Annotated in this window: 21 protein-coding genes and 1 pseudogene; 3 read left to right on the top strand and 19 right to left on the bottom strand. The window is 70.2% G+C overall.

The features are described 5' to 3' along the window. Nucleotides 1-13: 13 nt before the first annotated feature. Nucleotides 14-1,294 carry a peptidase gene (locus AB0E14_RS29175; RefSeq protein WP_362424574.1) on the bottom strand — a complete coding sequence of 427 codons (1,281 nt, stop codon included), beginning with the start codon at nucleotides 1,292-1,294 and terminating at the stop codon, nucleotides 14-16. A 318-nt stretch (nucleotides 1,295-1,612) separates the two neighbouring features. On the opposite strand from AB0E14_RS29175, the gene fahA reads away from it, so the two are divergent. Continuing rightward, nucleotides 1,613-2,839 (top strand): fumarylacetoacetase, encoded by a 1,227-nt coding sequence (gene fahA / locus AB0E14_RS29170; RefSeq protein WP_362424571.1) that lies wholly within the window; start codon nucleotides 1,613-1,615, stop codon nucleotides 2,837-2,839. Nucleotides 2,840-2,908: 69 nt separating this feature from the next. Here fahA and nuoN read toward each other — a convergent pair whose 3' ends face one another. Genes nuoN through AB0E14_RS29100 form a run of 14 tightly spaced genes read right to left on the bottom strand, consistent with a single transcriptional unit; the run spans nucleotide 2,909 to nucleotide 18,668 of the window. Next, entirely contained in the window at nucleotides 2,909-4,558 is a 1,650-nt protein-coding gene (gene nuoN / locus AB0E14_RS29165) for an NADH-quinone oxidoreductase subunit NuoN (protein WP_362424568.1), read from the bottom strand. Beyond that, nucleotides 4,555-6,129: an NADH-quinone oxidoreductase subunit M gene (locus tag AB0E14_RS29160; protein WP_362424565.1), complete on the bottom strand. Its 1,575-nt coding sequence runs from the start codon at nucleotides 6,127-6,129 to the stop codon at nucleotides 4,555-4,557. The genes nuoN and AB0E14_RS29160 overlap by 4 nt, the downstream gene beginning before the upstream one ends. Nucleotides 6,130-6,134: 5 nt before the next feature. After that, entirely contained in the window at nucleotides 6,135-8,030 is a 1,896-nt protein-coding gene (gene nuoL, locus AB0E14_RS29155) for an NADH-quinone oxidoreductase subunit L (RefSeq protein WP_362424562.1), read from the bottom strand. Between the two features lie 11 nt (nucleotides 8,031-8,041). Then, nucleotides 8,042-8,341, bottom strand: coding sequence for an NADH-quinone oxidoreductase subunit NuoK (gene nuoK / locus AB0E14_RS29150; protein WP_069927518.1), 300 nt, complete (start codon nucleotides 8,339-8,341; stop codon nucleotides 8,042-8,044). Further along, on the bottom strand, nucleotides 8,338-9,186 hold the full coding sequence (locus AB0E14_RS29145; RefSeq protein ID WP_362424558.1) for an NADH-quinone oxidoreductase subunit J: 849 nt from the start codon (nucleotides 9,184-9,186) through the stop codon (nucleotides 8,338-8,340). The genes nuoK and AB0E14_RS29145 overlap by 4 nt, the downstream gene beginning before the upstream one ends. Next, nucleotides 9,183-9,779, bottom strand: a complete 597-nt coding sequence (nuoI, locus tag AB0E14_RS29140; protein WP_362424555.1) for an NADH-quinone oxidoreductase subunit NuoI — start codon at nucleotides 9,777-9,779, stop codon at nucleotides 9,183-9,185. The genes AB0E14_RS29145 and nuoI overlap by 4 nt, the downstream gene beginning before the upstream one ends. Next, entirely contained in the window at nucleotides 9,754-11,112 is a 1,359-nt protein-coding gene (gene nuoH, locus AB0E14_RS29135) for an NADH-quinone oxidoreductase subunit NuoH (RefSeq protein ID WP_362424552.1), read from the bottom strand. Before nuoH ends, nuoI begins: the two co-directional genes overlap by 26 nt. Beyond that, a complete protein-coding gene (locus AB0E14_RS29130) occupies nucleotides 11,109-13,592 on the bottom strand; it encodes an NADH-quinone oxidoreductase subunit G (protein WP_362424549.1) in 2,484 nt (827 codons plus the stop codon). Before AB0E14_RS29130 ends, nuoH begins: the two co-directional genes overlap by 4 nt. Further along, entirely contained in the window at nucleotides 13,589-14,938 is a 1,350-nt protein-coding gene (gene nuoF, locus AB0E14_RS29125) for an NADH-quinone oxidoreductase subunit NuoF (protein ID WP_362424546.1), read from the bottom strand. Before nuoF ends, AB0E14_RS29130 begins: the two co-directional genes overlap by 4 nt. Then, the gene (gene nuoE / locus AB0E14_RS29120; RefSeq protein WP_362424543.1) at nucleotides 14,938-15,681 is read right to left on the bottom strand and encodes an NADH-quinone oxidoreductase subunit NuoE; all 744 of its coding nucleotides are present in this window, start codon (nucleotides 15,679-15,681) and stop codon (nucleotides 14,938-14,940) included. The genes nuoF and nuoE overlap by 1 nt, the downstream gene beginning before the upstream one ends. Further along, complete coding sequence (locus AB0E14_RS29115; protein WP_362424540.1) at nucleotides 15,678-17,009, bottom strand: NADH-quinone oxidoreductase subunit D; 1,332 nt, start codon at nucleotides 17,007-17,009, stop codon at nucleotides 15,678-15,680. Before AB0E14_RS29115 ends, nuoE begins: the two co-directional genes overlap by 4 nt. After that, a complete protein-coding gene (locus tag AB0E14_RS29110) occupies nucleotides 17,009-17,740 on the bottom strand; it encodes an NADH-quinone oxidoreductase subunit C (RefSeq protein ID WP_362424537.1) in 732 nt (243 codons plus the stop codon). The genes AB0E14_RS29115 and AB0E14_RS29110 overlap by 1 nt, the downstream gene beginning before the upstream one ends. After that, complete coding sequence (locus AB0E14_RS29105; RefSeq protein ID WP_010041554.1) at nucleotides 17,737-18,291, bottom strand: NADH-quinone oxidoreductase subunit B; 555 nt, start codon at nucleotides 18,289-18,291, stop codon at nucleotides 17,737-17,739. Before AB0E14_RS29105 ends, AB0E14_RS29110 begins: the two co-directional genes overlap by 4 nt. Before the next feature lie 17 nt (nucleotides 18,292-18,308). Then, nucleotides 18,309-18,668 carry an NADH-quinone oxidoreductase subunit A gene (locus AB0E14_RS29100; RefSeq protein ID WP_030494815.1) on the bottom strand — a complete coding sequence of 120 codons (360 nt, stop codon included), beginning with the start codon at nucleotides 18,666-18,668 and terminating at the stop codon, nucleotides 18,309-18,311. Nucleotides 18,669-19,349: 681 nt separating this feature from the next. On the opposite strand from AB0E14_RS29100, the gene AB0E14_RS29095 reads away from it, so the two are divergent. Further along, entirely contained in the window at nucleotides 19,350-20,183 is an 834-nt protein-coding gene (locus tag AB0E14_RS29095; protein ID WP_362424534.1) for a C40 family peptidase, read from the top strand. Nucleotides 20,184-20,256: 73 nt separating this feature from the next. Here AB0E14_RS29095 and AB0E14_RS29090 read toward each other — a convergent pair whose 3' ends face one another. After that, the gene (locus AB0E14_RS29090) at nucleotides 20,257-21,129 is read right to left on the bottom strand and encodes an NAD(P)-binding domain-containing protein (protein WP_362424531.1); all 873 of its coding nucleotides are present in this window, start codon (nucleotides 21,127-21,129) and stop codon (nucleotides 20,257-20,259) included. 85 nt (nucleotides 21,130-21,214) lie between these two features. Here AB0E14_RS29090 and AB0E14_RS29085 point away from each other — a divergent pair, with 85 nt between their 5' ends. Then, nucleotides 21,215-22,225, top strand: a complete 1,011-nt coding sequence (locus AB0E14_RS29085; RefSeq protein ID WP_362424528.1) for a helix-turn-helix domain-containing protein — start codon at nucleotides 21,215-21,217, stop codon at nucleotides 22,223-22,225. On the opposite strand, the gene AB0E14_RS29080 is transcribed toward AB0E14_RS29085, so the two are convergent. The 3 genes and pseudogenes from AB0E14_RS29080 to AB0E14_RS29070 form a co-directional block, all read right to left on the bottom strand. Beyond that, nucleotides 22,191-23,480, bottom strand: coding sequence for a geranylgeranyl reductase family protein (locus AB0E14_RS29080; RefSeq protein WP_362424525.1), 1,290 nt, complete (start codon nucleotides 23,478-23,480; stop codon nucleotides 22,191-22,193). The two genes, AB0E14_RS29085 and AB0E14_RS29080, sit on opposite strands and share 35 nt — an antisense overlap. 99 nt (nucleotides 23,481-23,579) lie before the next feature. After that, complete coding sequence (locus AB0E14_RS29075; RefSeq protein ID WP_362424522.1) at nucleotides 23,580-24,272, bottom strand: demethylmenaquinone methyltransferase; 693 nt, start codon at nucleotides 24,270-24,272, stop codon at nucleotides 23,580-23,582. Nucleotides 24,273-24,404: 132 nt separating this feature from the next. Then, nucleotides 24,405-24,640, bottom strand: a pseudogene (locus AB0E14_RS29070) (hypothetical protein); the annotation flags it as partial.

Here is a 24,640-nt window from a genome sequence, read left to right as displayed (position 1 = left end):
TCTACCGCTCGGATCAGGCGTCCGCGCCGGCCTTGCGGCGGCGGACCATGAACATCGCGCCGGCGCCGAGCGCGACGGCCGTGGCGCCCGTGAGGGCGATCTGCGGCATGGCGTCGTTCGAACCGGTCTTGGCGAGCTGGCCGGTGGTCACGGCGGTGGTGGAGGTGCCGCCCTGGGTGGTGGTGTTCTTGCCGCCCGGGGTGCCCTTGGCGTCCTCGACCTTGCCCGGGTCGCTGCCCTTGGCGAGGATCTGGAACTCGTACTCGGTCAGGTCCGGCGTGCCGCCGCAGCTGCCGTCCTCGTTCCAGAAGTCACCCGCGGCGAAGGTGAGGCCCTGACCGGCCGGAGCGTCCGCGTCCACCTTCAGGCGGAGCTTGATGTCGGCGGAGGTCTTGGACTTCAGGACACCCACGGGGATCTCCTCGGCGACGTTGACGTCGTTCCAGTGGAAGTCGTCCGCCGTGGTCCAGTCCAGGTCCAGGTACTTGTCGAGGGGCTTGAGGCCCTTCTCGTCGAAGGCGTGGACGGAGACGAAGGCGTACGCCTCGTCCAGCGTCCGGTCGGAGCCGTTCGTCAGCCGCAGGTTGAACTCGACGGTGGAGCCGGCGACGACCTTCGAGGGCAGGCCGGTCACCACGGAGGTGAACTTCGCCTCGGGGAAGCAGTCCTCGTGCGGCGGCTCCTCCTCGCCCTCTTCCTCCTCGGCCTTCTTCAGCGCCTCCTTGGCGGCGTCCAGCGCCTTGAGGGCGTCCTTCGTGGCATTCCCGGTCGTGGTGACCTTGGTCGAGGCCGCGGTGTCCGCGGCGACGAGCTTCGTGTTGGCCTCCGTGACCTTCGCGTCGGCGTTGGCCTTCGCCGTGGCCGCCTCCGCGGCGGCGGTCTTCGCGTCGGTGACGGCCTGCTCGGCGGCGGCCTTCACCTCGGGGGCGGCGTCGGGCGCGAGCGCCGCGAGAGCGGCCTCGGCCTCCGTGACCTTGGTGTCCGCGGCGGTCTTCTTCGCGGCGGCCTCGGCAGCGGCCGTCTTCGCGGCGGCGAGGGCGACCTGGAGCTCGTGCTCGGGCTTCGCGAGGTCCTGCTTGGCCTTCACGGCGTCCGACTCGGCCAGCACGGCCGCGTCGTACGCCTTCTGCGCCGCCGCGACGTCCTTCTTCAGCTGGTCGATGTCCGGCGCCTGGTCCTGCTTGTCGTTCTGCGTCTGCGCGGGCGCGGACGGCTTCGTGTCGGCGAAGGCCGGGGCGGCCGACAGGAAGACGACGGGGGTGGTCACGGCGGCCGCCACGGCCGTCGCGAGCATGCGGCGAATCTTCAAGGTGGACCTTTTCTGGTCAAGAGCGGTCGGGTGAAGACAAAGCAATGAGGGGGTCGCGCCTGCGGGAACCTCACGCGGCGCGACGATGCCGTGATCGTATGACCGGGATCGGTCCCCGGAAAAGCAGGAATTGAACGCGCTCAGTCACCTCTTGCGCGCACAGTCCACGCACAGGACGCATAAACCGCGCATACATGGACAGTTGTGCACGGAGGCGGCACTTTCTCTGTGATCCATATCATCCGCGCCCGGCCGCTCGCCCATTAACGTGTCCCCCACACCCTGGAAAGCGAGGCAGCACCGATGCCCGAGCAGTCCCCGCTCGATCTGGCCGAGGGCGACCCCTTCGGCCCGCACAACCTTCCGTACGGCGTCTTCTCCCCCGCCGACGAGCCCGACCGGCGGAGGGTCGGCGTCCGCATCGGCGGCCATGTCCTCGACGCGGGGGCCGCGGCGCACGCGCTCGGTTCGCCGTACGCGGCGCTGCTCGCGCAGCCCAGCCTCAACCCGCTGCTCGCCGCCGGCCGCACCGCCTGGCGCGACGTGCGCAGGGCCCTGACGGCCTGGGTGACCGTACCCGCGCACCGGCCGGTCATAGAGCCGCTGCTGTATCCGCTCGACACCGTCAGCATGCACCTGCCGTACGAGGTCGCGGACTACGTCGACTTCTACGCCAGCGAGCACCACGCCACCAACGTGGGCCGGATCTTCCGCCCCGACGGCGACGCGCTCACCCCCAACTGGAAGCACCTGCCCATCGGTTACCACGGCCGGGCCGGCACGGTCGTCGTCTCCGGGACCGACGTCGTACGCCCCGCCGGGCAGCGCAAGGCGCCCACCGACCCCGCGCCGGTCTTCGGGCCCTCGGTGAAGCTGGACATCGAGGCGGAGGTCGGCTTCGTCGTCGGCACCCCCTCCACCCTCGGCACCCCCGTGCCGCTGGCCGACTTCCGCGAGCACGTCTTCGGCCTGACGCTGCTCAACGACTGGTCCGCGCGCGATCTCCAGGCCTGGGAGTACGTGCCGCTCGGCCCGTTCCTCGGCAAGTCGTTCACGACCTCCGTGTCGGCCTGGGTGACCCCCCTGGAGGCCCTGGACGCGGCCAGGACCGCCCCGCCCGCCCGGGACTTCGACCTCCTCCCCTACCTCGACGACGCCACCGATGAGGAGCCCGGCGGCTTCGACCTGCGGATCACCGTCGAGATCAACGGGCAGGTCGTCTCCGAGCCGCCGTTCGCCACCATGTACTGGACCGCCGCCCAGCAGCTGGCCCACATGACGGTCAACGGCGCCTCGCTGCGCACCGGTGACCTGTACGGCTCCGGCACGGTCTCGGGCCCCGAGGTCCACCAGCGCGGCTCGCTCCTCGAACTGACCTGGAACGGCCGCGACGCGCTCGAACTGCCCACCGGGAAGCGGACGTTCCTCGAGGACGGCGACGTGGTCACGCTCACCGCGTGGGCCCCGGGGCCGGACGGGACGCAGGTCGCGCTCGGCGAGGTGACCGGGCGGATCGTTCCGGCTGCATAGTCCCCGCACGCGTACGACAGAAGGGCCCGGCCCCCGCGCCTGCGGAGACCGGGCCCTCTCACGGAGCGGCTAGCGGACGAACACGCTCGCCTGGCCCGCCAGGTCCAGGAAGTACTGCGGCGCGAGGCCAAGCACCACCGTGACCGCGACACCCACCGTGATGGTCGCCGCCGTGAAGACCGACGGCACGGCGACCGTCGGGCCGTCCGCCTTCGGCTCGCTGAAGAACATCAGCACGATCACCCGGATGTAGAAGAACGCGGCGATCGCCGAGGAGATCACACCGACCACGACCAGCGCGCCCGCGCCGCCCTCCGCCGCCGCCGAGAAGACCGCGAACTTGCCGGAGAACCCGGAGGTCAGCGGAATGCCCGCGAAGGCGAGCAGGAACACCGCGAAGACCGCCGCCACCAGCGGCGAACGGCGGCCGAGCCCCGCCCACTTGGACAGGTGCGTCGCCTCGCCGCCCGCGTCCCGCACCAGCGTGACGACCGCGAACGCGCCGATCGTCACGAAGGAATACGCGCCCAGGTAGAAGAGCACCGACGAGATGCCGGAGGGCGTGGCGGCGATGACACCGGCGAGCAGGAAGCCCGCGTGCGCGATCGAGGAGTACGCGAGGAGCCGCTTGATGTCGGTCTGGGTGATCGCGACGATCGCGCCGCCCAGCATGGTGACGATGGCGACGCCCCACATGACCGGCCGCCAGTCCCAGGTGAGGCCCGGCAGCACCACGTACAGCAGGCGCAGCAGCGCGCCGAACGCGGCGACCTTCGTCGCGGCCGCCATGAAGCCGGTGACGGGGGTCGGGGCGCCCTGGTAGACGTCCGGGGTCCACATGTGGAACGGCACGGCGCCGACCTTGAAGAGCAGCCCCATGAGGACCAGCGCGAAGCCGATGAGCAGCAGGACGTCGTTGCCCATCGTCTGGGCGAGGGCCGGGTCGACCGAGGCGACCGAGCCGTCGACGACGTTCGCGATGGTGGCGTACGAGACGGAGCCCGCGTAGCCGTAGAGCAGGGCGATGCCGAAGAGCAGGAACGCCGAGGAGAAGGCGCCGAGGAGGAAGTACTTGACCGCGGCCTCCTGCGACATGAGCCGCCTGCGGCGGGCGACGGCGCAGAGCAGGTAGAGCGGGAGGGAGAAGACCTCGAGCGCGATGAAGAGCGTCAGGAGGTCGTTGGCGGCCGGGAAGACCAGCATGCCCGCGATGGCGAACAGCACCAGCGGGAACACCTCGGTGGTGGTGAACCCGGCCTTGACGGCCGCCTTCTCCTGGTCGCTGCCGGGGACGGCGGCGGCCTCGGCGGCGAAGGAGTCGACCTTGTGGCCGTGGTCGGCCGGGTCGAGCCTGCGCTCGGCGAAGGTGAAGACGGCGACGAGCGAGGCCAGCAGGATCGTGCCCTGCAGGAAGAGCGCCGGACCGTCGACGGCGATGGCGCCCATGGCCGCGATGTGCGCCTTGGTGGTGCCGTAGCCGCCGGCGGCGAGGCCGACGATCGCGGCGAAGGCCGCGACCAGGGCCAGCACGGTCAGGAACACCTGGGCCTGGTAGCGGGCCTTGCGGGGCACGAAGGCCTCGGCGAGGACGCTGAGGACCGCGGCGCCGACCACGATGAGTACGGGTGAGAGCTGGACGTACTCGATGTGGGGTGCCGGGATCTTGGTCAACGGCTCGGCAGCCGTCGTCCACAGGCTGTGGACAGCCATGTCGCTCACTTGGCCGCCTCCACTTCGGGCTTCGGGTCCTCTTGCTGGACGTCGGACATGGTGTACGAGACGGCCGGGTTCACGATGTCCGTCAGCGGCTTCGGGAACACACCGAGGAGGATCAGCAGGGCGATCAGCGGGGCGACCACGACCAGCTCGCGCACCCGCAGGTCCGGCATGGTCCGGACCTCCTCCGTCTTCACCGGCCCGGTCATCGTCCGCTGGTAGAGGACGAGGGTGTAGAGCGCGGCGAGGACGATGCCGGTGGTGGCGATGATGCCGGCCACCGGGTAGCGGGCGAACGTGCCGACCAGGACCAGGAATTCGCTCACGAACGGCGCGAGACCCGGCAGCGAGAGGGTGGCGAGACCGCCGATCAGGAAGGTGCCGGCGAGCACCGGGGCGACCTTCTGCACACCGCCGTAGTCGGCGATGAGCCGCGAGCCGCGCCGGGTGATCAGGAAGCCGGCCACCAGCATCAGGGCGGCCGTCGAGATGCCGTGGTTGACCATGTACAGCGTCGCGCCGCTCTGGCCCTGGCTGGTCATCGCGAAGATGCCCATGATGATGAAGCCGAAGTGCGAGATCGAGGCGTACGCCACCAGGCGCTTGATGTCCCGCTGGCCGACCGCGAGCAGCGCCCCGTAGACGATGCTGACCAGGGCGAGCGCGATGATCACCGGGGTCGCCCACTTCGAGGCCTCCGGGAAGAGCTGGAGGCAGAAGCGGAGCATCGCGAACGTGCCGACCTTGTCGACGACCGCGGTGATGAGCACGGCGACCGGGGCGGTCGCCTCCCCCATCGCGTTCGGCAGCCAGGTGTGCAGCGGCCACAGCGGCGCCTTCACCGCGAAGGCGAAGAAGAAGCCGAGGAACAGCAGCCGTTCGGTGTTGGTCGCCATCTCCAGCTGACCGGACGCCCGCGCCTCCGCGATCTCCGTGAGGGAGAAGTTCCCCGCGACCACGTACAGACCGATGACGGCGGCCAGCATGATCAGTCCGCCGACCAGGTTGTACAGCAGGAACTTCACCGCCGCGTACGAGCGCTGGGCCGCCGCGTTCTCGTCGGAGCCGGCGTGGGCGCGGTCGCCGAAGCCGCCGATGAGGAAGTACATCGGGATGAGCATGGCTTCGAACAGGATGTAGAAGAGGAAGACGTCGGTGGCCTCGAAGGAGAGGATCACCATCGCCTCGACCATCAGGATCAGGGCGAAGAAGCCCTGCGTCGGCCGCCAGCGGCTGGACTTCGTCTCCAGGGGGTCGGCGTCGTGCCAGCCCGCCAGGATGATGAAGGGGATCAGCAGCGCGGTGAGCGCGATCAGCGCCACCCCGATGCCGTCCACGCCCAGTTCGTAGCGGACGCCGAAGTCCTTGATCCAGGAGTGCGACTCGACGAGCTGGTACCGGTCGCCGCCGGGCTCGAAGCGGATCATGACGATCGCCGCGAGCACCAGCGTGACCAGCGAGACCAGCAGCGCCAGCCACTTGGCCGCGGTACGGCGGGCGGCGGGGACGGCGGCGGTGAGGATCGCACCGACCGCGGGCACCGCTGCCGTCACCGTAAGGAGCGGGAAGGACATGGCAGTTACACCGCCCTCATCAGCAGGGTCGCGGCGATCAGCACCGCCGTACCTCCGAACATGGAGACCGCATACGTGCGGGCGTAGCCGTTCTGCAGCCTGCGCAGCCGGCCGGACAGACCGCCGACCGAGGCCGCGGTGCCGTTGACGACCCCGTCGACCAGGGTGTGGTCGACGTAGACGAGCGAGCGGGTGAGGTGCGTGCCGCCCGTCACGAAGACGGCGTGGTTGAAGTCGTCCTGGAGCAGGTCGCGGCGGGCCGCCCGGGTGAGCAGCGAGCCGCGCGGGGCGGTGACCGGGACGGGCCTGCGTCCGTACTGGAGCCAGGCGATCCCGACGCCGATCACCATGACCGCGACCGTGGCGGAGGTGATGGCCCCGGCGCTGATCGGCGGGTGGCCGTGCTCGAACTCGGTCACCGGCCTGAGCCAGTTGATGAACCGGTCGCCGATGGCGAAGAAGCCACCCGCAGCGACGGAGCCGACGGCCAGCAGGACCATCGGGACCGTCATGGACTTCGGCGACTCGTGCGGGTGCGGCAGCTCGCCCTTGTCGTCGGGCTGCCAGCGCTTCTCGCCGAAGAAGGTCATCAGCATCACGCGGGTCATGTAGTACGCGGTGATGGCCGCGCCGAGCAGGGTGACCGCGCCGAGGATCCAGCCCTCGGTGCCGCCCTTGGCGAAGGCCGCCTCGATGATCTTGTCCTTGGAGAAGAAGCCGGACAGACCGGGGAAGCCGATGATCGCGAGATAGCCGAGGCCGAAGGTGACGAAGGTGACCGGCATGTACTTCCGCAGGCCGCCGTAACGCCTCATGTCCACCTCGTCGTTCATGCCGTGCATGACCGAACCGGCGCCGAGGAAGAGCCCGGCCTTGAAGAAGCCGTGCGTGACCAGGTGCATGATCGCGAAGACGTAGCCGATCGGGCCGAGGCCCGCCGCCAGGATCATGTAGCCGATCTGCGACATCGTCGAGCCGGCCAGCGCCTTCTTGATGTCGTCCTTCGCGCAACCGACGATCGCACCGAAGAGGAGCGTGACCGCGCCGACCACGACGACCACGAGCTGGGCGTCGGGGGAGGCGTTGAAGATGTTCGCGGAGCGGACGATCAGATAGACACCGGCGGTGACCATGGTGGCCGCGTGGATGAGGGCGGAGACCGGGGTCGGGCCCTCCATCGCGTCCCCGAGCCAGGACTGCAGCGGCACCTGGGCCGACTTGCCGCAGGCGGCGAGCAGCAGCATCAGGGCGATCGCGGTCAGCGTGCCCTCGCTCGTCTCACCGGTGGCCTCCAGGACCGGCCCGAAGGCGAAGGTCCCGAAGGTGGTGAACATGATCATGATGGCGATCGACAGGCCCATGTCGCCGACCCGGTTGACCAGGAAGGCCTTCTTCGCGGCGGTGGCCGCGCTGGGCTTGTGCTGCCAGAAGCCGATCAGGAGGTACGAGGCGAGGCCGACGCCCTCCCAGCCGAAGTACAGGAGCAGGTAGTTGTCGGCGAGGACCAGGAGCAGCATCGCCGCGAGGAACAGGTTCAGGTAGCCGAAGAAGCGGCGCTTGCGCTCGTCGTGCTCCATGTACCCGATGGAGTACACGTGGATCAGCGAGCCGACGCCGGTGATCAGCAGCACGAACGTCATCGACAGCTGGTCGAGCTGGAAGGCGATGTCCGCCTGGAAGCCCTCGACGGGGATCCAGGTCCACAGGTTCTGGTACAGGGCCCGGTCGTCGGCGCTCTTGCCGAGCATGTCGGCGAAGAGGACGACACCGATGACGAAGGAGGAGGCCGCGAGCGCCGTACCGAGCAGCGGCCCGGCCTTGTCCAGCCGGCGCCCGCCGCACAGCAGGACGGCCGCTCCGAGGAGTGGCGCCGCGACGAGCAGAGCGATCAGGTTGTCCACAGTTCAGCCCCTTACAGCTTCATCAGGCTGGCGTCGTCGACCGAGGCCGAGTGGCGGGAACGGAAGAGCGACACGATGATCGCGAGCCCGACCACGACCTCCGCGGCGGCGACGACCATCGTGAAGAAGGCGATGATCTGGCCGTCGAGGTTGCCGTGCATCCGGGAGAAGGCGACGAACGCGAGGTTGCAGGCGTTGAGCATCAGCTCCACGCACATGAAGACCACGATCGCGTTGCGCCTGATCAGCACACCCGCCGCGCCGATGGTGAACAACAGGGCGGCGAGATACAGATAGTTGACGGGGTTCATCGCGAGGCCTCCTCTTCGTCCCGGTCCCCGGCAGCCTGCCGGTCACGGCCGAGCCGCTCCTCCGAGCGCTGCTCCAGCGCCTTCAGGTCGGCCATCGCCTCACCGGACACGTCCCGGATCTGGCCGCGCTTGCGCAGTGTCTGCATCACGGTCAGCTCGGCGGGGGTGCCGTCGGGCAGGAGACCGGCGATGTCCACCGCGTTGTGCCGGGCGTAGACGCCGGGGGCGGGCAGCGGCGGTACGTGCTTGCCTTCCCGTACGCGCTGCTCCGCCAGCTCCCGCTGGGTGCGGGCCCGTTCGGTCCGCTCGCGGTGGGTGAGGACCATCGCGCCGACGGCCGCGGTGATGAGCAGCGCGCCGGTGATCTCGAAGGCGAAGACGTACTTGGTGAAGATGAGCGCGGCGAGGCCCTCCACGTTCCCGCCGTACGCGCCGTTGGCCGCGCCCAGGCCGTTGAACTCGGTCAGGGAGGCCTGGCCGATGCCGGCGATCAGCAGGATGCCGAAGCCGAGCCCGCAGGCTGCGGCCCACCAGCGCTGGCCCTTGATGGTCTCCTTCAGCGAGTCCGCGGCCGTGACGCCGACGAGCATGACGATGAAGAGGAAGAGCATCATGATCGCGCCGGTGTAGACGACGATCTGGACGATGCCGAGGAAGTACGCGCCGTTGGCGAGGTAGAAGACCGCCAGGATGATCATCGTGCCGGCCAGCGACAGCGCGCTGTGCATGGCCTTCTTCATCAGGATCGTGGCGAGGGCGCCGATCACGGCGACCGTGCCGAGGACCCAGAACTGGAAGGCCTCACCGGTCGACGTGGTGTACGCGGCGAGGGTGGCGGCGCTCATGCGTCCACCTCTTCCGGCTCGCCCTTCTCCCCCTTGGACGTGGCGACCTGCTGGACGGTCCCGGGGGCGGCCTGCGTGACCAGGCCCCGGTAGTAGTCCTGCTCGTCCATGCCCGGGAAGATCGCGTGCGGGGAGTCGACCATGCCCTCCTCCAGGCCCGCGAGGAGCTGCTCCTTGGTGAAGATCAGGTTCTCGCGGGAGGAGTCGGCCAGTTCGAACTCGTTGGTCATCGTCAGCGCCCGCGTGGGGCAGGCCTCGATGCAGAGACCACAGAGGATGCAGCGGGCGTAGTTGATCTGGTAGACGCGGCCGTACCGCTCGCCCGGGGAGTAGCGCTCCTCGTCGGTGTTGTCCGCGCCCTCCACGTAGATGGCGTCGGCGGGACAGGCCCAGGCGCACAGCTCGCAGCCCACGCACTTCTCAAGACCGTCCGGATGACGGTTGAGCTGGTGCCGGCCGTGGAAGCGCGGCGCCGTCGTCTTGCGCTCCTCCGGGTACTGCTCGGTGAGCCGCTTCTTGAACATGGCCTTGAAGGTCACGCCGAAGCCGGCCACCGGGTTCTGGAAATCAGACACCTTCCGTCTCCTTTCCATCACTCGCAGTAGCAGTATCGGGGGCGCCACTGACAACCAGGTCGCGGTCCTGCCGCGACCTGCGCCGCGGCACGGGCGGCAGGGACTGTCCGGGCTTGGGCGGTACGGGGAACCCGCCGGCCATCGGGTCGAACGGCGGCTCGTCCTCGGCCTCGGCGCCCGCCCTGTCCCTGCGGTCGCGGAACATGTCGGCGACGAAGGAGATCAACAGGACGGCGACCACGGCTCCCGCGACGTACAGCACGATGTTCTGGAAGCCGACGTTCTCGTTGCGCAGGGCCCGGACGGTGGCGACCAGCATCAGCCAGAGCACCGAGACCGGGATGAGGACCTTCCAGCCGAGCTTCATCAGCTGGTCGTAGCGGACGCGGGGCAGCGTGCCGCGCAGCCAGATGAAGAAGAAGAGCAGCAACTGCACCTTGAGGATGAACCAGAGCATCGGCCACCAGCCGTGGTTCGCGCCCTCCCAGAAGGTGGAGATCGGGTACGGGGCGCGCCAGCCGCCGAGGAAGAGCGTCACGGAGACGGCGGAGACCGTCACCATGTTCACGTACTCGGCGAGCATGAACATCGCGAACTTGATGGAGGAGTACTCGGTGTTGAAGCCGCCGACGAGGTCGCCCTCGGACTCCGGCATGTCGAAGGGCGCGCGGTTGGTCTCGCCGACCATCGTGACGATGTAGATGATGAACGAGACCGGCAGCAGGATGACGAACCAGCGGTCCGCCTGCGCCTCGACGATCGCCGAGGTCGACATCGACCCGGAGTAGAGGAAGACGGAGGCGAACGCGGCGCCCATGGCGATCTCGTAGGAGATCATCTGGGCGCAGGAGCGCAGCCCGCCGAGGAGCGGGTACGTGGAGCCGGAGGACCAGCCGGCGAGCACGATGCCGTAGATGCCGACGGAGGCGATCGCGAGGACGTACAGCATCGCGATCGGCAGGTCGGTGAGCTGCATCGTGGTGCGGTGGCCGAAGATCGAGACCTCGTTGCCGGCCGGGCCGAACGGGATCACGGCGATGGCCATGAACGCGGGGGCGGCGGCGATGATCGGCGCGAGGATGTAGACGACCTTGTCGGCGCGCTTGACGACGACGTCCTCCTTCAGCATCAGCTTGATGCCGTCCGCGAGGGACTGGAGGAAGCCCCAGGGGCCGTGCCGGTTGGGCCCGATGCGCAGCTGCATCCAGGCGACCACCTTGCGCTCCCACACGATGGAGAAGAGCACGGTCAGCATGAGGAAGGCGAAGCAGAAGACGGCCTTGATCGCGACGAGCCACCAGGGGTCCGTCCCGAACATGGAGAGGTCTTCCGCAGCGAGCAGCGTGGTCATGCCTGCACCTCCGTCGAGGTCGCCGCACCGATACGGACCAGGTCGCCCGGGTGGGCGCCGGTGCCGGAGAGGACGCCGGACGCCGCGGAGTTGAGCGGGAGCCAGACCACGCGGTCGGGCATCTCGGTCACCTGGAGCGGGAAGCTCGTCGAGCCCGCCGGTCCTGTGACGGCGAGGAGGTCGCCGTCCTTGACGCCGGTCTCGGCGGCGGTGGTGGCCGAGAGCCGGGCGACCGCCGCGTGACGGGTGCCCGCGAGGGCGGTGTCGCCCTCCTGGAGGCGGCCGAGGTCGAGCAGCAGCCGGTGTCCGGCGAGGACCGCCTCGCCCTCGCCCGGGCGGGGCGCGGCCTGTGCGGGCTCGGTCGGCTCGGAGGCCCGCTCGCCGTCCCAGCCGCCGAGCCGGTCCAGCTCGCGGCGGACCGAGCGCAGGTCGGGCAGGGCCAGGTGGGCGTCGAGGGCGTCGGCGAGCATGTGCAGCACGCGCGCGTCCGCCGGCGGGAGCGGCCGGGTCATCTGCTCGGGCTTGAGCGCGGCCTCGAAGAGCCGTGCCCTGCCCTCCCAGTTGAGGAAGGTGCCGGGCTTCTCGGCGACCGCGGCGACCGGCAGGACCACGTCGGCCCGCTCGGTGACCTCGCTCGGCCGCAGCTCCAGGGAGACCACGAACGCCGCGTCGAGCGCCTCACGCGCGCGTGCCGGGTCCGGCAGGTCGCGGACCTCGACGGCGCCGACGAGCAGCGCGCCCAGTTCGCCGGTGGCCGCGGCCTCGACGATCTGGCCGGTGTCGCGGCCGTAGCCGTGCGGCAGGTCGCGCACGCCCCAGGCGGCGGCGACCTCCTCACGCGCGCGGGGGTCGGTCGCGGGGCGGCCGCCGGGCAGCAGCGTGGGGATCGCGCCGGCTTCGAGCGCGCCGCGCTCGCCCGCCCGGCGCGGGATCCACACCAGCTTCGCGCCGGTCGCCGTCGCCGTGCGCACCGCGGCGGTGAGCCCGCCCGGCACGGCGGCGAGCCGCTCGCCGACGACGAGGACCGCGCCGTCCTGGCGGAGCGCCTCCGCCGCGCGCGTACCGGCCTCGTCGAGGCCGACCCGCGACGTGAGCGCGTCCAGCCACTCGGTCTCGGTGCCGGGCGCGGCCGGCAGGAGCGTGCCGCCCGCCTTCTCCAGGCCCCGGGTCGCGAACGCGGCCAGCGCGTACGTCTGCTGGCCGTGCTTGCGCCAGGCCTTGCGCAGCCGGAGGAAGACGCCGGGCGCCTCCTCCTCGGACTCGAAGCCGACCAGCAGGACGGCGGGAGCGGCTTCCAGGGAGGTGTACGTGACACCCGAGCCGTCCAGGTCCCGGCCGCGGCCCGCCACCGTCGAGGCCAGGAAGTCGGCCTCCTCGCCGGAGTGGACCCGGGCCCGGAAGTCGACGTCGTTGGTGTCGAGGGCGACCCGGGCGAACTTGGCGTACGCGTAGGCGTCCTCGACGGTCAGCCGGCCGCCGGCCAGGACGCCGGTACGGCCCCGGACCAGGCCGCGCGCCGCCGCCTCGAGTGCCTCGGGCCAGGAGGCCGGTTCGAGGGCGCCGGTCTCCGGGTTCCGCACCAGCGGAGTGGTGAGCCGGTCGCGCTGCTGGGCGTACCGGAACGCGAAGCGCCCCTTGTCGCACACCCACTCCTCGTTGACCTCCGGGTCGTCCGCCGCGAGCCGCCGCATGACCTTGCCGCGCCGGTGGTCGGTGCGGGTCGCGCAGCCGCCCGCGCAGTGCTCGCAGACGGACGGCGAGGACACCAGGTCGAAGGGGCGGGAGCGGAACCGGTACGCGGCCGAGGTCAGCGCGCCGACCGGGCAGATCTGGATGGTGTTCCCGGAGAAGTACGACTCGAAGGGGTCGCCCTCGCCGGTGCCGACCTGCTGCAGCGCGCCGCGCTCGACCAGCTCGATCATCGGGTCGCCCGCGACCTGGTTGGAGAACCGGGTGCAGCGCGCGCACAGCACGCAGCGTTCGCGGTCGAGGAGCACCTGGGTGGAGATCGGTACCGGCTTCTCGTAGGTCCGCTTGTGGCCCTCGAAGCGGGACTCGGCCTGCCCGTGGGACATGGCCTGGTTCTGCAGCGGGCACTCGCCGCCCTTGTCGCAGACCGGGCAGTCCAGCGGGTGGTTGATGAGCAGCAGCTCCATCACACCGTGCTGGGCCTTCTCGGCGACCGGGGAGGTCAGCTGGGACTTCACCACCATGCCGTCGGTGCAGGTGATGGTGCAGGACGCCATCGGCTTGCGCTGGCCCTCGACCTCGACGATGCACTGCCGGCAGGCGCCGGCCGGGTCGAGGAGCGGGTGGTCGCAGAACCGCGGGATCTCGATGCCGAGCTGCTCGGCGGCGCGGATGACCAGGGTCCCCTTGGGGACGGAGATCTCGGCGCCGTCGATGGTCAGCGTGACGAGATCCTCCGGCGGTACCGCCGGGGAAGCCCCGCCGGCCGGGCCGGACGTGGTGACCGTCATGCCGTCACCTCCTTGTGGTTGTCCGCCCAGGCGGTCGACTTGGCCGGGTCGAAGGGGCAGCCACGGCCGGTGATGTGCTGCTCGTACTCCTCGCGGAAGTACTGCAGCGAGGAGAAGATCGGCGAGGCGGCGCCGTCGCCGAGCGCGCAGAACGACTTGCCGTTGATGTTGTCGGCGATGTCGTTGAGCTTGTCGAGGTCGGACATGACGCCCTTGCCGGCCTCGATGTCGCGGAGCAACTGCACGAGCCAGTACGTGCCTTCGCGGCAGGGCGTGCACTTGCCGCAGGACTCGTGGGCGTAGAACTCGGTCCAGCGGGTCACCGCGCGGACCACGCAGGTGGTCTCGTCGAAGCACTGGAGCGCCTTGGTGCCGAGCATCGAGCCGGCCGCGCCCACACCCTCGTAGTCCAGCGGGACGTCGAGGTGCTCGTCGGTGAACATCGGGGTGGAGGAGCCGCCCGGGGTCCAGAACTTCAGCCGGTGCCCGGGACGCATGCCGCCGCTCATGTCGAGGAGCTGGCGCAGCGTGATCCCGAGCGGGGCCTCGTACTGGCCGGGCGAGGCGACGTGCCCGCTGAGCGAGTAGAGCGTGAAGCCCGGGGACTTCTCGCTGCCCATCGACTTGAACCAGTCCTTGCCCCGGTTGAGGATCGCGGGAACGGAGGCGATGGACTCCACGTTGTTCACCACAGTGGGGCAGGCGTACAGACCGGCGACCGCGGGGAAGGGGGGACGCAGCCGGGGCTGGCCGCGTCGGCCTTCGAGCGAGTCGAGCAGCGCGGTCTCCTCGCCGCAGATGTACGCGCCGGCGCCGGCGTGCACGGTGATGTCGAGGTTCAGGCCGCTGCCGAGGATGTCCCGGCCGAGGAGCCCGGCGTCGTACGCCTCACGCACCGCCTCGTGCAGGCGGCGCAGGACGGGCACGACCTCGCCGCGCAGATAGATGAACGCGTGCTCGGAGCGGATCGCGTAGCAAGCGATGATCATTCCCTCGATGAGGGAGTGCGGGTTGGCGAAGAGGAGCGGGATGTCCTTGCAGGTGCCCGGCTCGGACTCGTCTGCGTTGACGACGAGGTAGTGCGGCTTGCCGTCGCCCTGCGGGATGAACTGCCACTTCATCCCGGTGGGGAAGCCGGCGCCGCCTCGGCCGCGCAGTCCCGAGTCCTTGACGTAGGCGATGACCTCGTCGGGCGACATCGCGAGGGCCTTGCGGAGCCCTTCGTATCCCTCGTGGCGCCGGTAGGTGTCCAGGGTCCAGGAGTCCGGCTGGTCCCAGAACGCCGAGAGCACCGGCGCGAGAAGCTTCTCGGGGCTGCTGTTGTTGAGTTCGGCTGCCAAGGTCATCACTCCCCCTCCCCACTGGCCGATTCGCCGCGCGGGTGGACGATCTTGTGGTGCGGGGTCTCGCCCTTGGCCAGCCGCAGCCCGACGAGCGAGGCCGGGCCGGCCCCACCGGTGGCCTCGACGGCCCCCTCGCGCTCGTCGGGGAAGCCGGCCAGGATGCGCGCGGTCTCCTTGTACGTGCACAGGGGCGCGCCGCGGGTCGGTTCGACGGGGCGGCCGGCCCGCAGGTCGTCGACGATCTTCTTCGCGGACGCGGGGGTCTGATTGTCGAAGAACTCCCAGTTGACCATCATCACGGGCGCGAAGTCGCAGGCCGCGTTGCACTCGATGTGCTCCAGCGTGACCTTGCCGTCCTCGGTGGTCTCGTTGTTGCCGACGCCGAGGTGCTCCTTCAGCTCCTCGAAGATGGCGTCGCCGCCCATGACCGCGCAGAGCGTGTTGGTGCAGACCCCGACCTGGTAGTCGCCCGAGGGCTTGCGCCGGTACATGGTGTAGAAGGTGGCGACCGCGGTGACCTCGGCGGTGGTCAGGCCGAGGATCTCGGCGCAGAACTTCATGCCGGTACGGGTCACATGGCCCTCCTCCGACTGCACGAGGTGCAGCAGCGGCAGGAGCGCGGAGCGGGACCCCGGGTAGCGGGCGATGATCTCCTTGGCTTCCGCCTCCAGCCGGGCGCGCACCTCGGCCGGGTAGTCGGGGGCGGGGAGCTGGGGCATCCCGAGACTGGTCTGTCCGTCCGTCATCGGTCGACGCCTCCCATCACGGGGTCGATGGACGCGACGGCGACGATGACGTCGGCGACCTGGCCGCCTTCGCACATGGCCGCCATGGCCTGCAGGTTGGTGAAGGACGGGTCGCGGAAGTGGACCCGGTAGGGGCGGGTGCCGCCGTCGGAGACGACGTGCACGCCCAGTTCGCCCTTGGGCGACTCGACGGCCGCGTAGGCCTGTCCGGCCGGGACCCGGAAGCCCTCGGTGACCAGCTTGAAGTGGTGGATCAGGGCCTCCATGGAGGTGCCCATGATCTTCTTGATGTGGTCGAGGGAGTTGCCGAGTCCGTCCGGGCCGAGCGCGAGCTGCGCGGGCCAGGCGATCTTCTTGTCGCCGACCATGACCGGATCGTCGCCCGCCGGCGACAGCCGGTCGAGGCACTGCTCGACGATCCGCAGCGACTGCCGCATCTCCTCCAGGCGGACCAGGAAGCGTCCGTAGGAGTCGCAGGTGTCGGCGGTCGGTACGTCGAACTCGTAGGTCTCGTAGCCGCAGTACGGGTCGGTCTTGCGCAGGTCGTGCGGGAGGCCCGCGGAGCGCAGGATCGGTCCGGTGGCGCCGAGCGCCATGCAGCCGGTGAGGTCGAGGTAGCCGACGTCCTGCATGCGGGCCTTGAAGATGGGGTTGCCGGTGGCGAGCTTGTCGTACTCCGGCAGGTTCTTCTTCATGGTCTTCACGAACTCGCGCACGGCGTCGACGGCGCCGGGCGGGAGGTCCTGGGCGAGGCCGCCGGGGCGGATGAACGCGTGGTTCATGCGCAGTCCGGTGATCAGCTCGTACAGGTCCAGGATCATCTCGCGGTCCCGGAAGCCGTAGATCATGATCGTCGTGGCGCCCAGCTCCATGCCGCCGGTGGCGATGCACACCAGGTGGGAGGAGAGCCGGTTGAGCTCCATGAGGAGGACGCGGATGACGCTGGCGCGGTCCGGGATCTGGTCGGTGATGCCGAGCAGCTTCTCGACGCCCAGGCAGTACGCCGTCTCGTTGTAGAACGAGGTGAGGTAGTCCATGCGCGTGACGAAGGTGGTGCCCTGCGTCCAGTTCCGGAACTCGAGGTTCTTCTCGATGCCGGTGTGGAGGTAGCCGATGCCGCAGCGGGCCTCGGTGACGGTCTCGCCGTCGATCTCCAGGATCAGCCGGAGCACACCGTGCGTGGACGGGTGCTGGGGACCCATGTTGACGATGATGCGCTCGTCGTCGGCCTTGGCGGCGGACTCGACGACCTCTTCCCAGTCGCCACCGGTGACGGTGTAGACGGTGCCTTCGGTCGTCTCGCGGGCGGAGGCATGTTCGGTGCTCATCAGCTGTACGACCTCCGCTGGTCAGGAGCCGGGATCTGGGCGCCCTTGTACTCGACGGCGATGCCGCCGAGGGGGTAGTCCTTGCGCTGCGGGAAGCCCTGCCAGTCGTCCGGCATCATGATCCGGGTGAGGGCGGGGTGGCCTTCGAAGACGATCCCGAAGAAGTCGTACGTCTCGCGCTCGTGCCAGTCGTTGGTCGGGTAGACCGCGACGAGCGACGGGATGCGCGGCTCGGTGTCCGGGGCGGACACCTCCAGGCGGATCAGCCGGCCGTGGGTGAGCGAGCGCAGGTGGTAGACGGCGTGCAGCTCGCGGCCCTTGTCGCCGGGGTAGTGGACGCCGGAGACGCCCGTACAGAGCTCGAAGCGCAGGGCCGGGTCGTCGCGCAGGGTGCGGGCGACGCGGACGAGGTGCTCGCGGGCGATGTGGAAGGTGAGCTCGTCGCGGTCGACGACCGTCTTCTCGATGGCGTTCTCGGGCAGCAGCCCCTGCTCCTCGAGGGCGCCCTCCAACTCGTCGGCGACCTCGTCGAACCAGCCGCCGTAGGGGCGGGTGGCCGCGCCGGGCAGGCGTACGGAGCGGACGAGGCCGCCGTAGCCGGAGGTGTCGCCGCCGTTGTTGGCGCCGAACATCCCGCGCTGGACGCGGACCTCCTCGCCGTGCTCCCCGCGCTGGCCCGGAAGGTTCTGCCCGGAGAGCTCCTTCTCGGGGTTCGGAGTCTCGTCGCTCAACGGAGGAGCCCCTTCATCTCGATGGTGGGCAGCGCCTTGAGCGCCGCCTCCTCCGCCTCGCGGGCCGCCTCCTCGGCGTTCACGCCGAGCTTGGAGGTCTGGATCTTCTGGTGGAGCTTGAGGATCGCGTCCATCAGCATCTCCGGGCGCGGCGGGCAACCCGGCAAATAGATGTCAACGGGAACAATGTGGTCAACGCCCTGCACAATCGCGTAATTATTGAACATTCCGCCCGAAGACGCGCAAACCCCCATGGAGATGACCCACTTGGGGTTGGGCATCTGGTCGTAGACCTGCCGCAGGACCGGCGCCATCTTCTGGCTGACCCGGCCGGCCACGATCATCAGGTCGGCCTGGCGCGGCGAGCCGCGGAAGACCTCCATGCCGAAGCGCGCCAGGTCGTAGCGGCCGGCGCCGGTCGTCATCATCTCGATGGCGCAGCAGGCCAGGCCGAAGGTGGCGGGGAAGACGGATGACTTGCGCACCCAGCCCGCGGCCTGTTCGACCGTCGTCAGCAGAAAGCCGCTCGGCAGCTTCTCTTCGAGTCCCATAGGTGCCCCTCAGCCCCTCAGTCCCATTCCAGGCCGCCGCGCCGCCACACATAGGCGTAGGCGACGAAGACGGTGAGCACGAAGAGCAGCATCTCCACGAGCCCGAAAAGCCCCAGGGCGTCGAAGGTGACGGCCCAGGGGTAGAGGAAGACGATCTCGATGTCGAAGACGATGAAGAGCATCGCCGTCAGGTAGTACTTGATGGGAAAGCGGCCGCCTCCGGCCGGAGTGGGCGTCGGCTCGATACCGCACTCGTATGCCTCAAGTTTTGCCCTGTTGTACCGCTTTGGGCCGATTAGCGTGGCCATGACCACGGAGAAGATCGCAAACCCCGCTCCCAGGGCACCGAGCACGAGGATGGGCGCGTACGCATTCACGCTCCTCGCTCCTTCCAGTCGTCCTTGACCGTTGGACCGCACTGCCGGGCCGCGGAAGATCGCCCCCATGTGAGGCAGTTCACAAGCCTGGCTGCCCCGCATCTTATGCCCGCCCCTCTGTGATCTGCGACACGGGGTACAGCAAGGACTTTGTGATCTCCACCACCTGACGAAGGATCATGAAGTCGGATGAGCGGTGATCTTGGCACTCGAAGCGCCCAGGTGATCACCAGATGTGACATCCGGACCGGAAACCGCTGGTCGGGGCGGTGGCGCACTATCAAGAGGTGGCAGTTACAAGCAAATTGGCGATGGACTCCGACCGGGTGATAAAGGACCGGGCCGTCGCCCGGTCGGGGGGTCGAAGGGAGCGAAGTGGACGTGTGCACCGATTCACGAGCCACCCGCCCGCCTGATGGACCCGAGATGTGACCTGCACCACACGCAAAAGCCCCGCGGGAAAACGGGGCTTGGCCAACGGTGTGAAGAGGTGGTAAGCGGCGGTCAATTCGGACGTTTCGCGGAAAACCCGTGATCAAGGCCCGGATGGCGCATGCCCGGATTGTCCGTTACGGCGTCAATAAGGCCGCCAGATAAGCGGATTAGGTGGTTCCGAACGTAACTGTGGCGCAACCCACGTTTCTTGAAGGGAACCGTGAAGCCCTGATAGCGGTTGTACTCATGTCCCAGACCGCTCACATACCCAGCCACCGGAAGCCCCGCCGCAGCGCCTCGAAGCTCGCGCTCCGTGCCGGAGTTGCCGGTGGCGTCCTCAGCACCATCGCGGTGGCCGGCGCCGCCGGGCCGGCGAACGCCGACCCGGTGACCGAGACCATCGAGATGCCCACGCTGGGCTCGCTCGACACGGACCTGGCGAGCGCCGTCTCCGCCTCCGCCGAGGCGTCCCAGCAGGAGGCCCTGGACCTCAGCCTGCAGGCCCAGGAGAAGACCGCCCTGGAGAAGGCCGCCAAGGACGCCAAGAAGGCCAAGGCCGACGCCGACCGCAAGGCGGCCGCCGAGAAGGCGGAGAAGGCCGAGAAGGCCCGTCAGGCGGAGCGTGAGCGCGCCTCCCGCACCCAGACGCGCACCACGCTCTCCTCCTCCGGCTCGTCGTCCTCCGACGGCGGCTCCTCGTACGACAGCGACACCCAGGCCCCCACCGGCTCCGCCGCCGCGATCGTGGCCTTCGCGCGCGCCCAGGTCGGCGACGCCTACGTCCGCGGCGGCACGGGACCCAACTCCTGGGACTGCTCCGGCCTCGTGCAGGCCGCGTACCGCCAGGCCGGCATCGACCTGCCGCGCGTCTCCGGCTCCCAGTCGTCCATGGGCACCTCCGTCTCGCTGAGCAACCTCCAGCCGGGCGACATCCTGTACTGGGGCAGCCGCAGCGGCTCGTACCACGTCGCCATCTACGTCGGCGGCGGCAAGTACGTCGGCGCGCAGAACCCGTCGACCGGTGTCGTCGAGCGCTCCCTGGACTGGGACACCCCGTCGGGCGCGGTCCGCATCCTCTGATCGCCCGCACCACGGCAGAAGCCGTCACTCCTCGGGGGAGTGGCGGCTTCTGCGCTTCCGGTGACGCTTCGCCCTACTTCCGGAAGGCCTCGATGATCCGGGCGTAGCTGTCCCCGCCGTGACCGGCGTCCACGGCGGCGCGCATCAGCTCCAGGTGCAGCCGCGGCAGCCGGTCGTCGACGCCCCGCTCCTCCCCCGCGTGCAGCAGGTGCCCGATCGCCGCCACCTGCACGTCGATGGTGGCGTCCGCGCCCGGGTACTCCCCCGCGTCGATCTGCTCGGCGTACCCGCTCATGAACCAGGAGACGGTCTTCAGCCAGCGGTTGGCGACCGCGGTGAACTCCTTGGCCGCGACCCCGTCCGCGCCCGCGAGGGCGGTCGCGTGCAGCCAGCCGCCGAAGACCGACCACATCAGGCCGAGGAGCCCGGCGTCGTAGAGCGAGGCGAGCCCGGCGTCCTCGCCGAGGTCGACCGGGTCGCCGAGCACCTCCAGGGTCGTCCGGTGTGCGGCGAGCAGGCCGGGCGAGCCCGCGTACAGGATCATGTTGGCGCTGTCGCCGACTCCCGGCGGGGTCGTCATGATGCCGCCGTCCAGGTACCCGATGCCGTGCGCCGCCGCCCACTCCGCCTCCGCGCGGGCCTGCTCGGGCGAGCCGCTCGTGAGGTTGACGAGGGTCTTGCCGCGGAGCGACGCGGCCTCGGGGGCGAGGAGTTCACGGACGGCCGGGTAGTCGAGGACGCAGACGACGACCAGCTCGCTCGCGGCGACGGCCTCCACGACGTCGGCGGCGAGGGCGGCGCCCCGGGCGACGAGGGCGTCGGCCTTGGCGGGGGTGCGGTTCCAGACGGTCGTGGGGTGGCCCGCGGCGAGGAAGGCGTCGGCCAGGGCGGCGCCCATCTGCCCGAGGCCGATGACGGTGACGTTCGGCTTGTTCATGACGTCCACGCTCGCAGCGGCGGAATCCGGCCGACAGTGGCAGGACTGACCATGTCCGCACCATTCCTGCCAGGGCAGACGTAGGCTCGACGGCATGAGCACAGGGACCGTGGCCATCGCCGTCGTACCGGACCAGCGGGTCGGTACCTCGCTGTGGGAGCTGTACGAACTCTCCATCGCCGCCGCCGTCTTCGGCGTCCCCCACCGCGACCTCGCCGACCCCTGGTACACGCTCCGGCTGTGCGGGGACGCGGGCGGCGCGGGTGTCTTCTCCGTCCGTACGGACCGCGGCCTCGACGGGCTCGTCGGCGCGGACACCGTGATCGTGCCGTCCGTGCCCGACGCGGTCGTCGACCACGGCGAGGAGGTGCCGGCCGAGCTCGTCGAGGCGCTGCGCGCGGCCGCCGCGTCCGGCGCGCGGATGGTCTCGCTGTGCACCGGCGCCTTCGCGCTCGCCGCCGCCGGGCTGCTCGACGGCCGCCGCGCCACGGCCCACTGGCAGCACACCGGGCAACTCGCCGCCCGGTACCCCGAGGTGCTCGTGGACGACTCGGTGCTCTACACCGACGAGGGAACGGTCCTCACGAGCGCCGGGGCCACCGCCGCGCTCGACCTCTGTCTGCACCTGGTCCGCAAGGACCTCGGCGCCACCGCCGCCGGCCAGCTCGCCCGTCGGCTCGTCGTCCCGGCCCACCGCACCGGCGGCCAGGCCCAGTTCATCGAGGCGCCCGTGCCGCCCGCCGACGGCGACAGCCTGGGGCCCGTCCTGCAGTGGGCGACCGAGCACCTGGCCGAGCCGCTGACGGTGGAGGGGCTCGCGCTGCGCGCCCGGATGTCGCCGCGCACCTTCCACCGCAGGGTGCGGGATGCGCACGGCACCACACCGCTGCAGTGGCTGCTCCAGCAGCGGGTGGCGCGCGCCCAGACCCTGCTCGAGTCGACCGATCTGCCGGTGGAGCAGATCGGCGACCACAGCGGGCTCGGTACGGCGGCGAACCTGCGCCGTCACTTCACCCGTACCGTCGGGGTCTCCCCCTCGGACTACCGGCGGGCCTTCAGGCCCACCGGGCTCACGCCTTCGGGGCCACCTTCGAGAGACCGTTGATGATGCGGTCCATCGCGTCGCCGCCGGTCGGGTCGGTGAGGTTGGCCAGCATCTTGAGGGTGAACTTCATCAGGACCGGGTGGGTCAGACCGCGCTGGGTCGCGATCTTCATGACCTTCGGGTTGCCGATGATCTTCACGAAGGCGCGTCCGAGCGTGTAGTACCCGCCGTAGGTGTCCTTGAGGATCTTCGGGTAGTTGTGCAGGGCCAGTTCGCGCTGGGCCGGGGTCTGGCGGGCGTGCGCCTGGACGATGACGTCGGCCGCGAGCTGGCCGGACTCCATCGCGTACGCGATGCCCTCGCCGTTGAACGGGTTGACGAGGCCGCCCGCGTCGCCGACGAGCAGCAGGCCCTTGGTGTAGTGCGGCTGGCGGTTGAAGGCCATCGGCAGGGCGGCGCCGCGGATCGGGATCGTCATGTTCTCCGGCGTGAAGCCCCAGTCCTCCGGCATCGAGGCGCACCAGGCCTTGAGGACCTCGCGCCAGTCCAGCTCGCGGAAGGCGGAGGAGGAGTTGAGGATGCCGAGGCCGACGTTGGACGTGCCGTCGCCCATGCCGAAGATCCAGCCGTAGCCGGGCAGGAGACGGTCCTGCGGGCCGCGCCGGTCCCACAGCTCCAGCCAGGACTCCAGGTAGTCGTCGTCGTGGCGGGGGCTGGTGAAGTACGTCCGGACGGCCACGCCCATCGGGCGGTCCTCGCGCCGGTGCAGGCCCATCGCGAGGGAGAGCCGGGTCGAGTTGCCGTCGGCGGCGACGACGAGCGGCGCGTGGAAGGAGACCTCGCGCTTCTCCTCGCCGAGCTTGGCCGTGACGCCGGTGATCCGGCCGGTGCGGTCGTCGATGATCGGGGCGCCGACGTTGCAGCGCTCGTACAGGCGCGCGCCGGCCTTCTGCGCCTGGCGCGCGAGCTGCTCGTCGAAGTCGTCGCGCTTGCGGACGAGTCCGTAGTCCGGGTACGAGGCGAGGTCGGGCCAGTCGAGCTGGAGCCGGACGCCGCCGCCGATGATGCGCAGGCCCTTGTTCCGCAGCCAGCCGGCCTCCTCGGAGATGTCGATCCCCATGGAGACGAGCTGCTTGGTGGCGCGGGGGGTGAGCCCGTCGCCGCAGACCTTCTCGCGCGGGAACGCGGTCTTCTCCAGGAGCAGGACGTCGAGTCCGGCCTTGGCGAGGTAGTACGCGGTCGTCGAACCGGCCGGGCCCGCCCCGACGACGATCACATCAGCGCTGTGCTCGGAGAGGGGCTGCTGCTCGGTCACGGCGGGTTCTCCCGAAGGTCGAGGGCGAGGGCGAGGTGGTGCGGTTTCAGTCTAGGGCGGCCGGTTCGGGCCGCCGGGGCCCGGGCGTGCCCGGAGCCGCTACGGCTTGAAGCCCCTGTGGAGGGCGACGATGCCGCCCGAGAGGTTCCGCCAGGCGACGTTCGACCAGCCGGCCTTCTGGAGCAGACCGGCCAGGGTCGGCTGGTCGGGCCAGGACCGGATCGACTCGGCGAGGTAGACGTACGCGTCCGGGTTGGACGAGATCGCGCGGGCCACCGGCGGCAGGGCGCGCATCAGGTACTCCTCGTACACCGTGCGGAAGGGCGCCCAGGTGGCGTGCGAGAACTCGCAGATCACGACCCGCCCGCCGGGCTTGGTGACCCGGTACAGCTCGCGCAGCGCGGCCTCGGTGTCCTGGATGTTGCGCAGCCCGAAGGAGATGGTGACCGCGTCGAACACGTCGTCGCGGAAGGGGAGGTTCATGCCGTCGCCCGCGGTGAACGGCATCCACGGGTGCTTCTGCTTGCCGACCCGGAGCATGCCGAGCGAGAAGTCGCAGGGCACGACGTAGGCGCCCGCGCGGGCGAAGGGCTGCGAGGAGGTGGCCGTGCCGGCCGCCAGGTCGAGGACGCGCTGCGCGGGGCGGGCGTCGACCGCCTTGGCGACCTCCTTGCGCCAGCGCCGGTCCTGGCCGAGCGAGAGCACGTCGTTGGTGAGGTCGTAGTTCTTGGCGACGTCGTCGAACATCGAGGCGACTTCGTGCGGCTGCTTGTCCAGGGATGCGCGGGTCACTGGCGTTCGGCCTCGCAGACTCGGGTACGGCTCGGGTGTGGACGGACCCGCCCATTCTGGCAGGCGCCCCACCCGGACCACGGCGGGGCCCGCCCCCTTGTGCCCCGAAGGCGTGGAGGTCAGGGACAGGCCCTAGCGGCGGCGGTGGACCAGGCGGCCTTCGATGACCGTCGCCACGCACGTCGAGGCGCCCAGGCGGACGAGGGCCGCGCGGTCGGGGACGTCGAAGACGGCGAAGCGGGCGGGGCCGCCCGGCGCGAGGCGCGGCAGGAGCACGAGCGGCACCGGCGAGAAGGACGGCGGGCCCGGCAGCACCTCGGGCCGCCGGCCGACGGCGAGTCCGGCCCGGCGCACCGCGTCCACGGCGG

The sequence above is a fragment of the Streptomyces sp. NPDC047981 genome, from assembly GCF_040653315.1.
Taxonomy (GTDB): Bacteria; Actinomycetota; Actinomycetes; order Streptomycetales; family Streptomycetaceae; genus Streptomyces.
Note: the sequence above shows the minus strand (reverse complement) of the source record. Positions and strands in the feature narration are given on the sequence as shown.

What these genes read in the sequence shown, in the direction of transcription:
- AB0E14_RS29175 (WP_362424574.1), bottom strand. Translation starts at nt 1,294, where the DNA reads ATGCTCGCGACGGCCGTGGCGGCCGCCGTGACCACCCCCGTCGTCTTC.
- fahA (WP_362424571.1), top strand. Translation starts at nt 1,613, where the DNA reads ATGCCCGAGCAGTCCCCGCTCGATCTGGCCGAGGGCGACCCCTTCGGC.
- AB0E14_RS29160 (WP_362424565.1), bottom strand. Translation starts at nt 6,129, where the DNA reads ATGTCCTTCCCGCTCCTTACGGTGACGGCAGCGGTGCCCGCGGTCGGT.
- nuoK (WP_069927518.1), bottom strand. Translation starts at nt 8,341, where the DNA reads ATGAACCCCGTCAACTATCTGTATCTCGCCGCCCTGTTGTTCACCATC.
- AB0E14_RS29145 (WP_362424558.1), bottom strand. Translation starts at nt 9,186, where the DNA reads ATGAGCGCCGCCACCCTCGCCGCGTACACCACGTCGACCGGTGAGGCC.
- nuoI (WP_362424555.1), bottom strand. Translation starts at nt 9,779, where the DNA reads ATGGAAAGGAGACGGAAGGTGTCTGATTTCCAGAACCCGGTGGCCGGC.
- nuoH (WP_362424552.1), bottom strand. Translation starts at nt 11,112, where the DNA reads ATGACCACGCTGCTCGCTGCGGAAGACCTCTCCATGTTCGGGACGGAC.
- AB0E14_RS29130 (WP_362424549.1), bottom strand. Translation starts at nt 13,592, where the DNA reads ATGACGGTCACCACGTCCGGCCCGGCCGGCGGGGCTTCCCCGGCGGTA.
- nuoF (WP_362424546.1), bottom strand. Translation starts at nt 14,938, where the DNA reads ATGACCTTGGCAGCCGAACTCAACAACAGCAGCCCCGAGAAGCTTCTC.
- nuoE (WP_362424543.1), bottom strand. Translation starts at nt 15,681, where the DNA reads ATGACGGACGGACAGACCAGTCTCGGGATGCCCCAGCTCCCCGCCCCC.
- AB0E14_RS29115 (WP_362424540.1), bottom strand. Translation starts at nt 17,009, where the DNA reads ATGAGCACCGAACATGCCTCCGCCCGCGAGACGACCGAAGGCACCGTC.
- AB0E14_RS29105 (WP_010041554.1), bottom strand. Translation starts at nt 18,291, where the DNA reads ATGGGACTCGAAGAGAAGCTGCCGAGCGGCTTTCTGCTGACGACGGTC.
- AB0E14_RS29095 (WP_362424534.1), top strand. Translation starts at nt 19,350, where the DNA reads ATGTCCCAGACCGCTCACATACCCAGCCACCGGAAGCCCCGCCGCAGC.
- AB0E14_RS29085 (WP_362424528.1), top strand. Translation starts at nt 21,215, where the DNA reads ATGAGCACAGGGACCGTGGCCATCGCCGTCGTACCGGACCAGCGGGTC.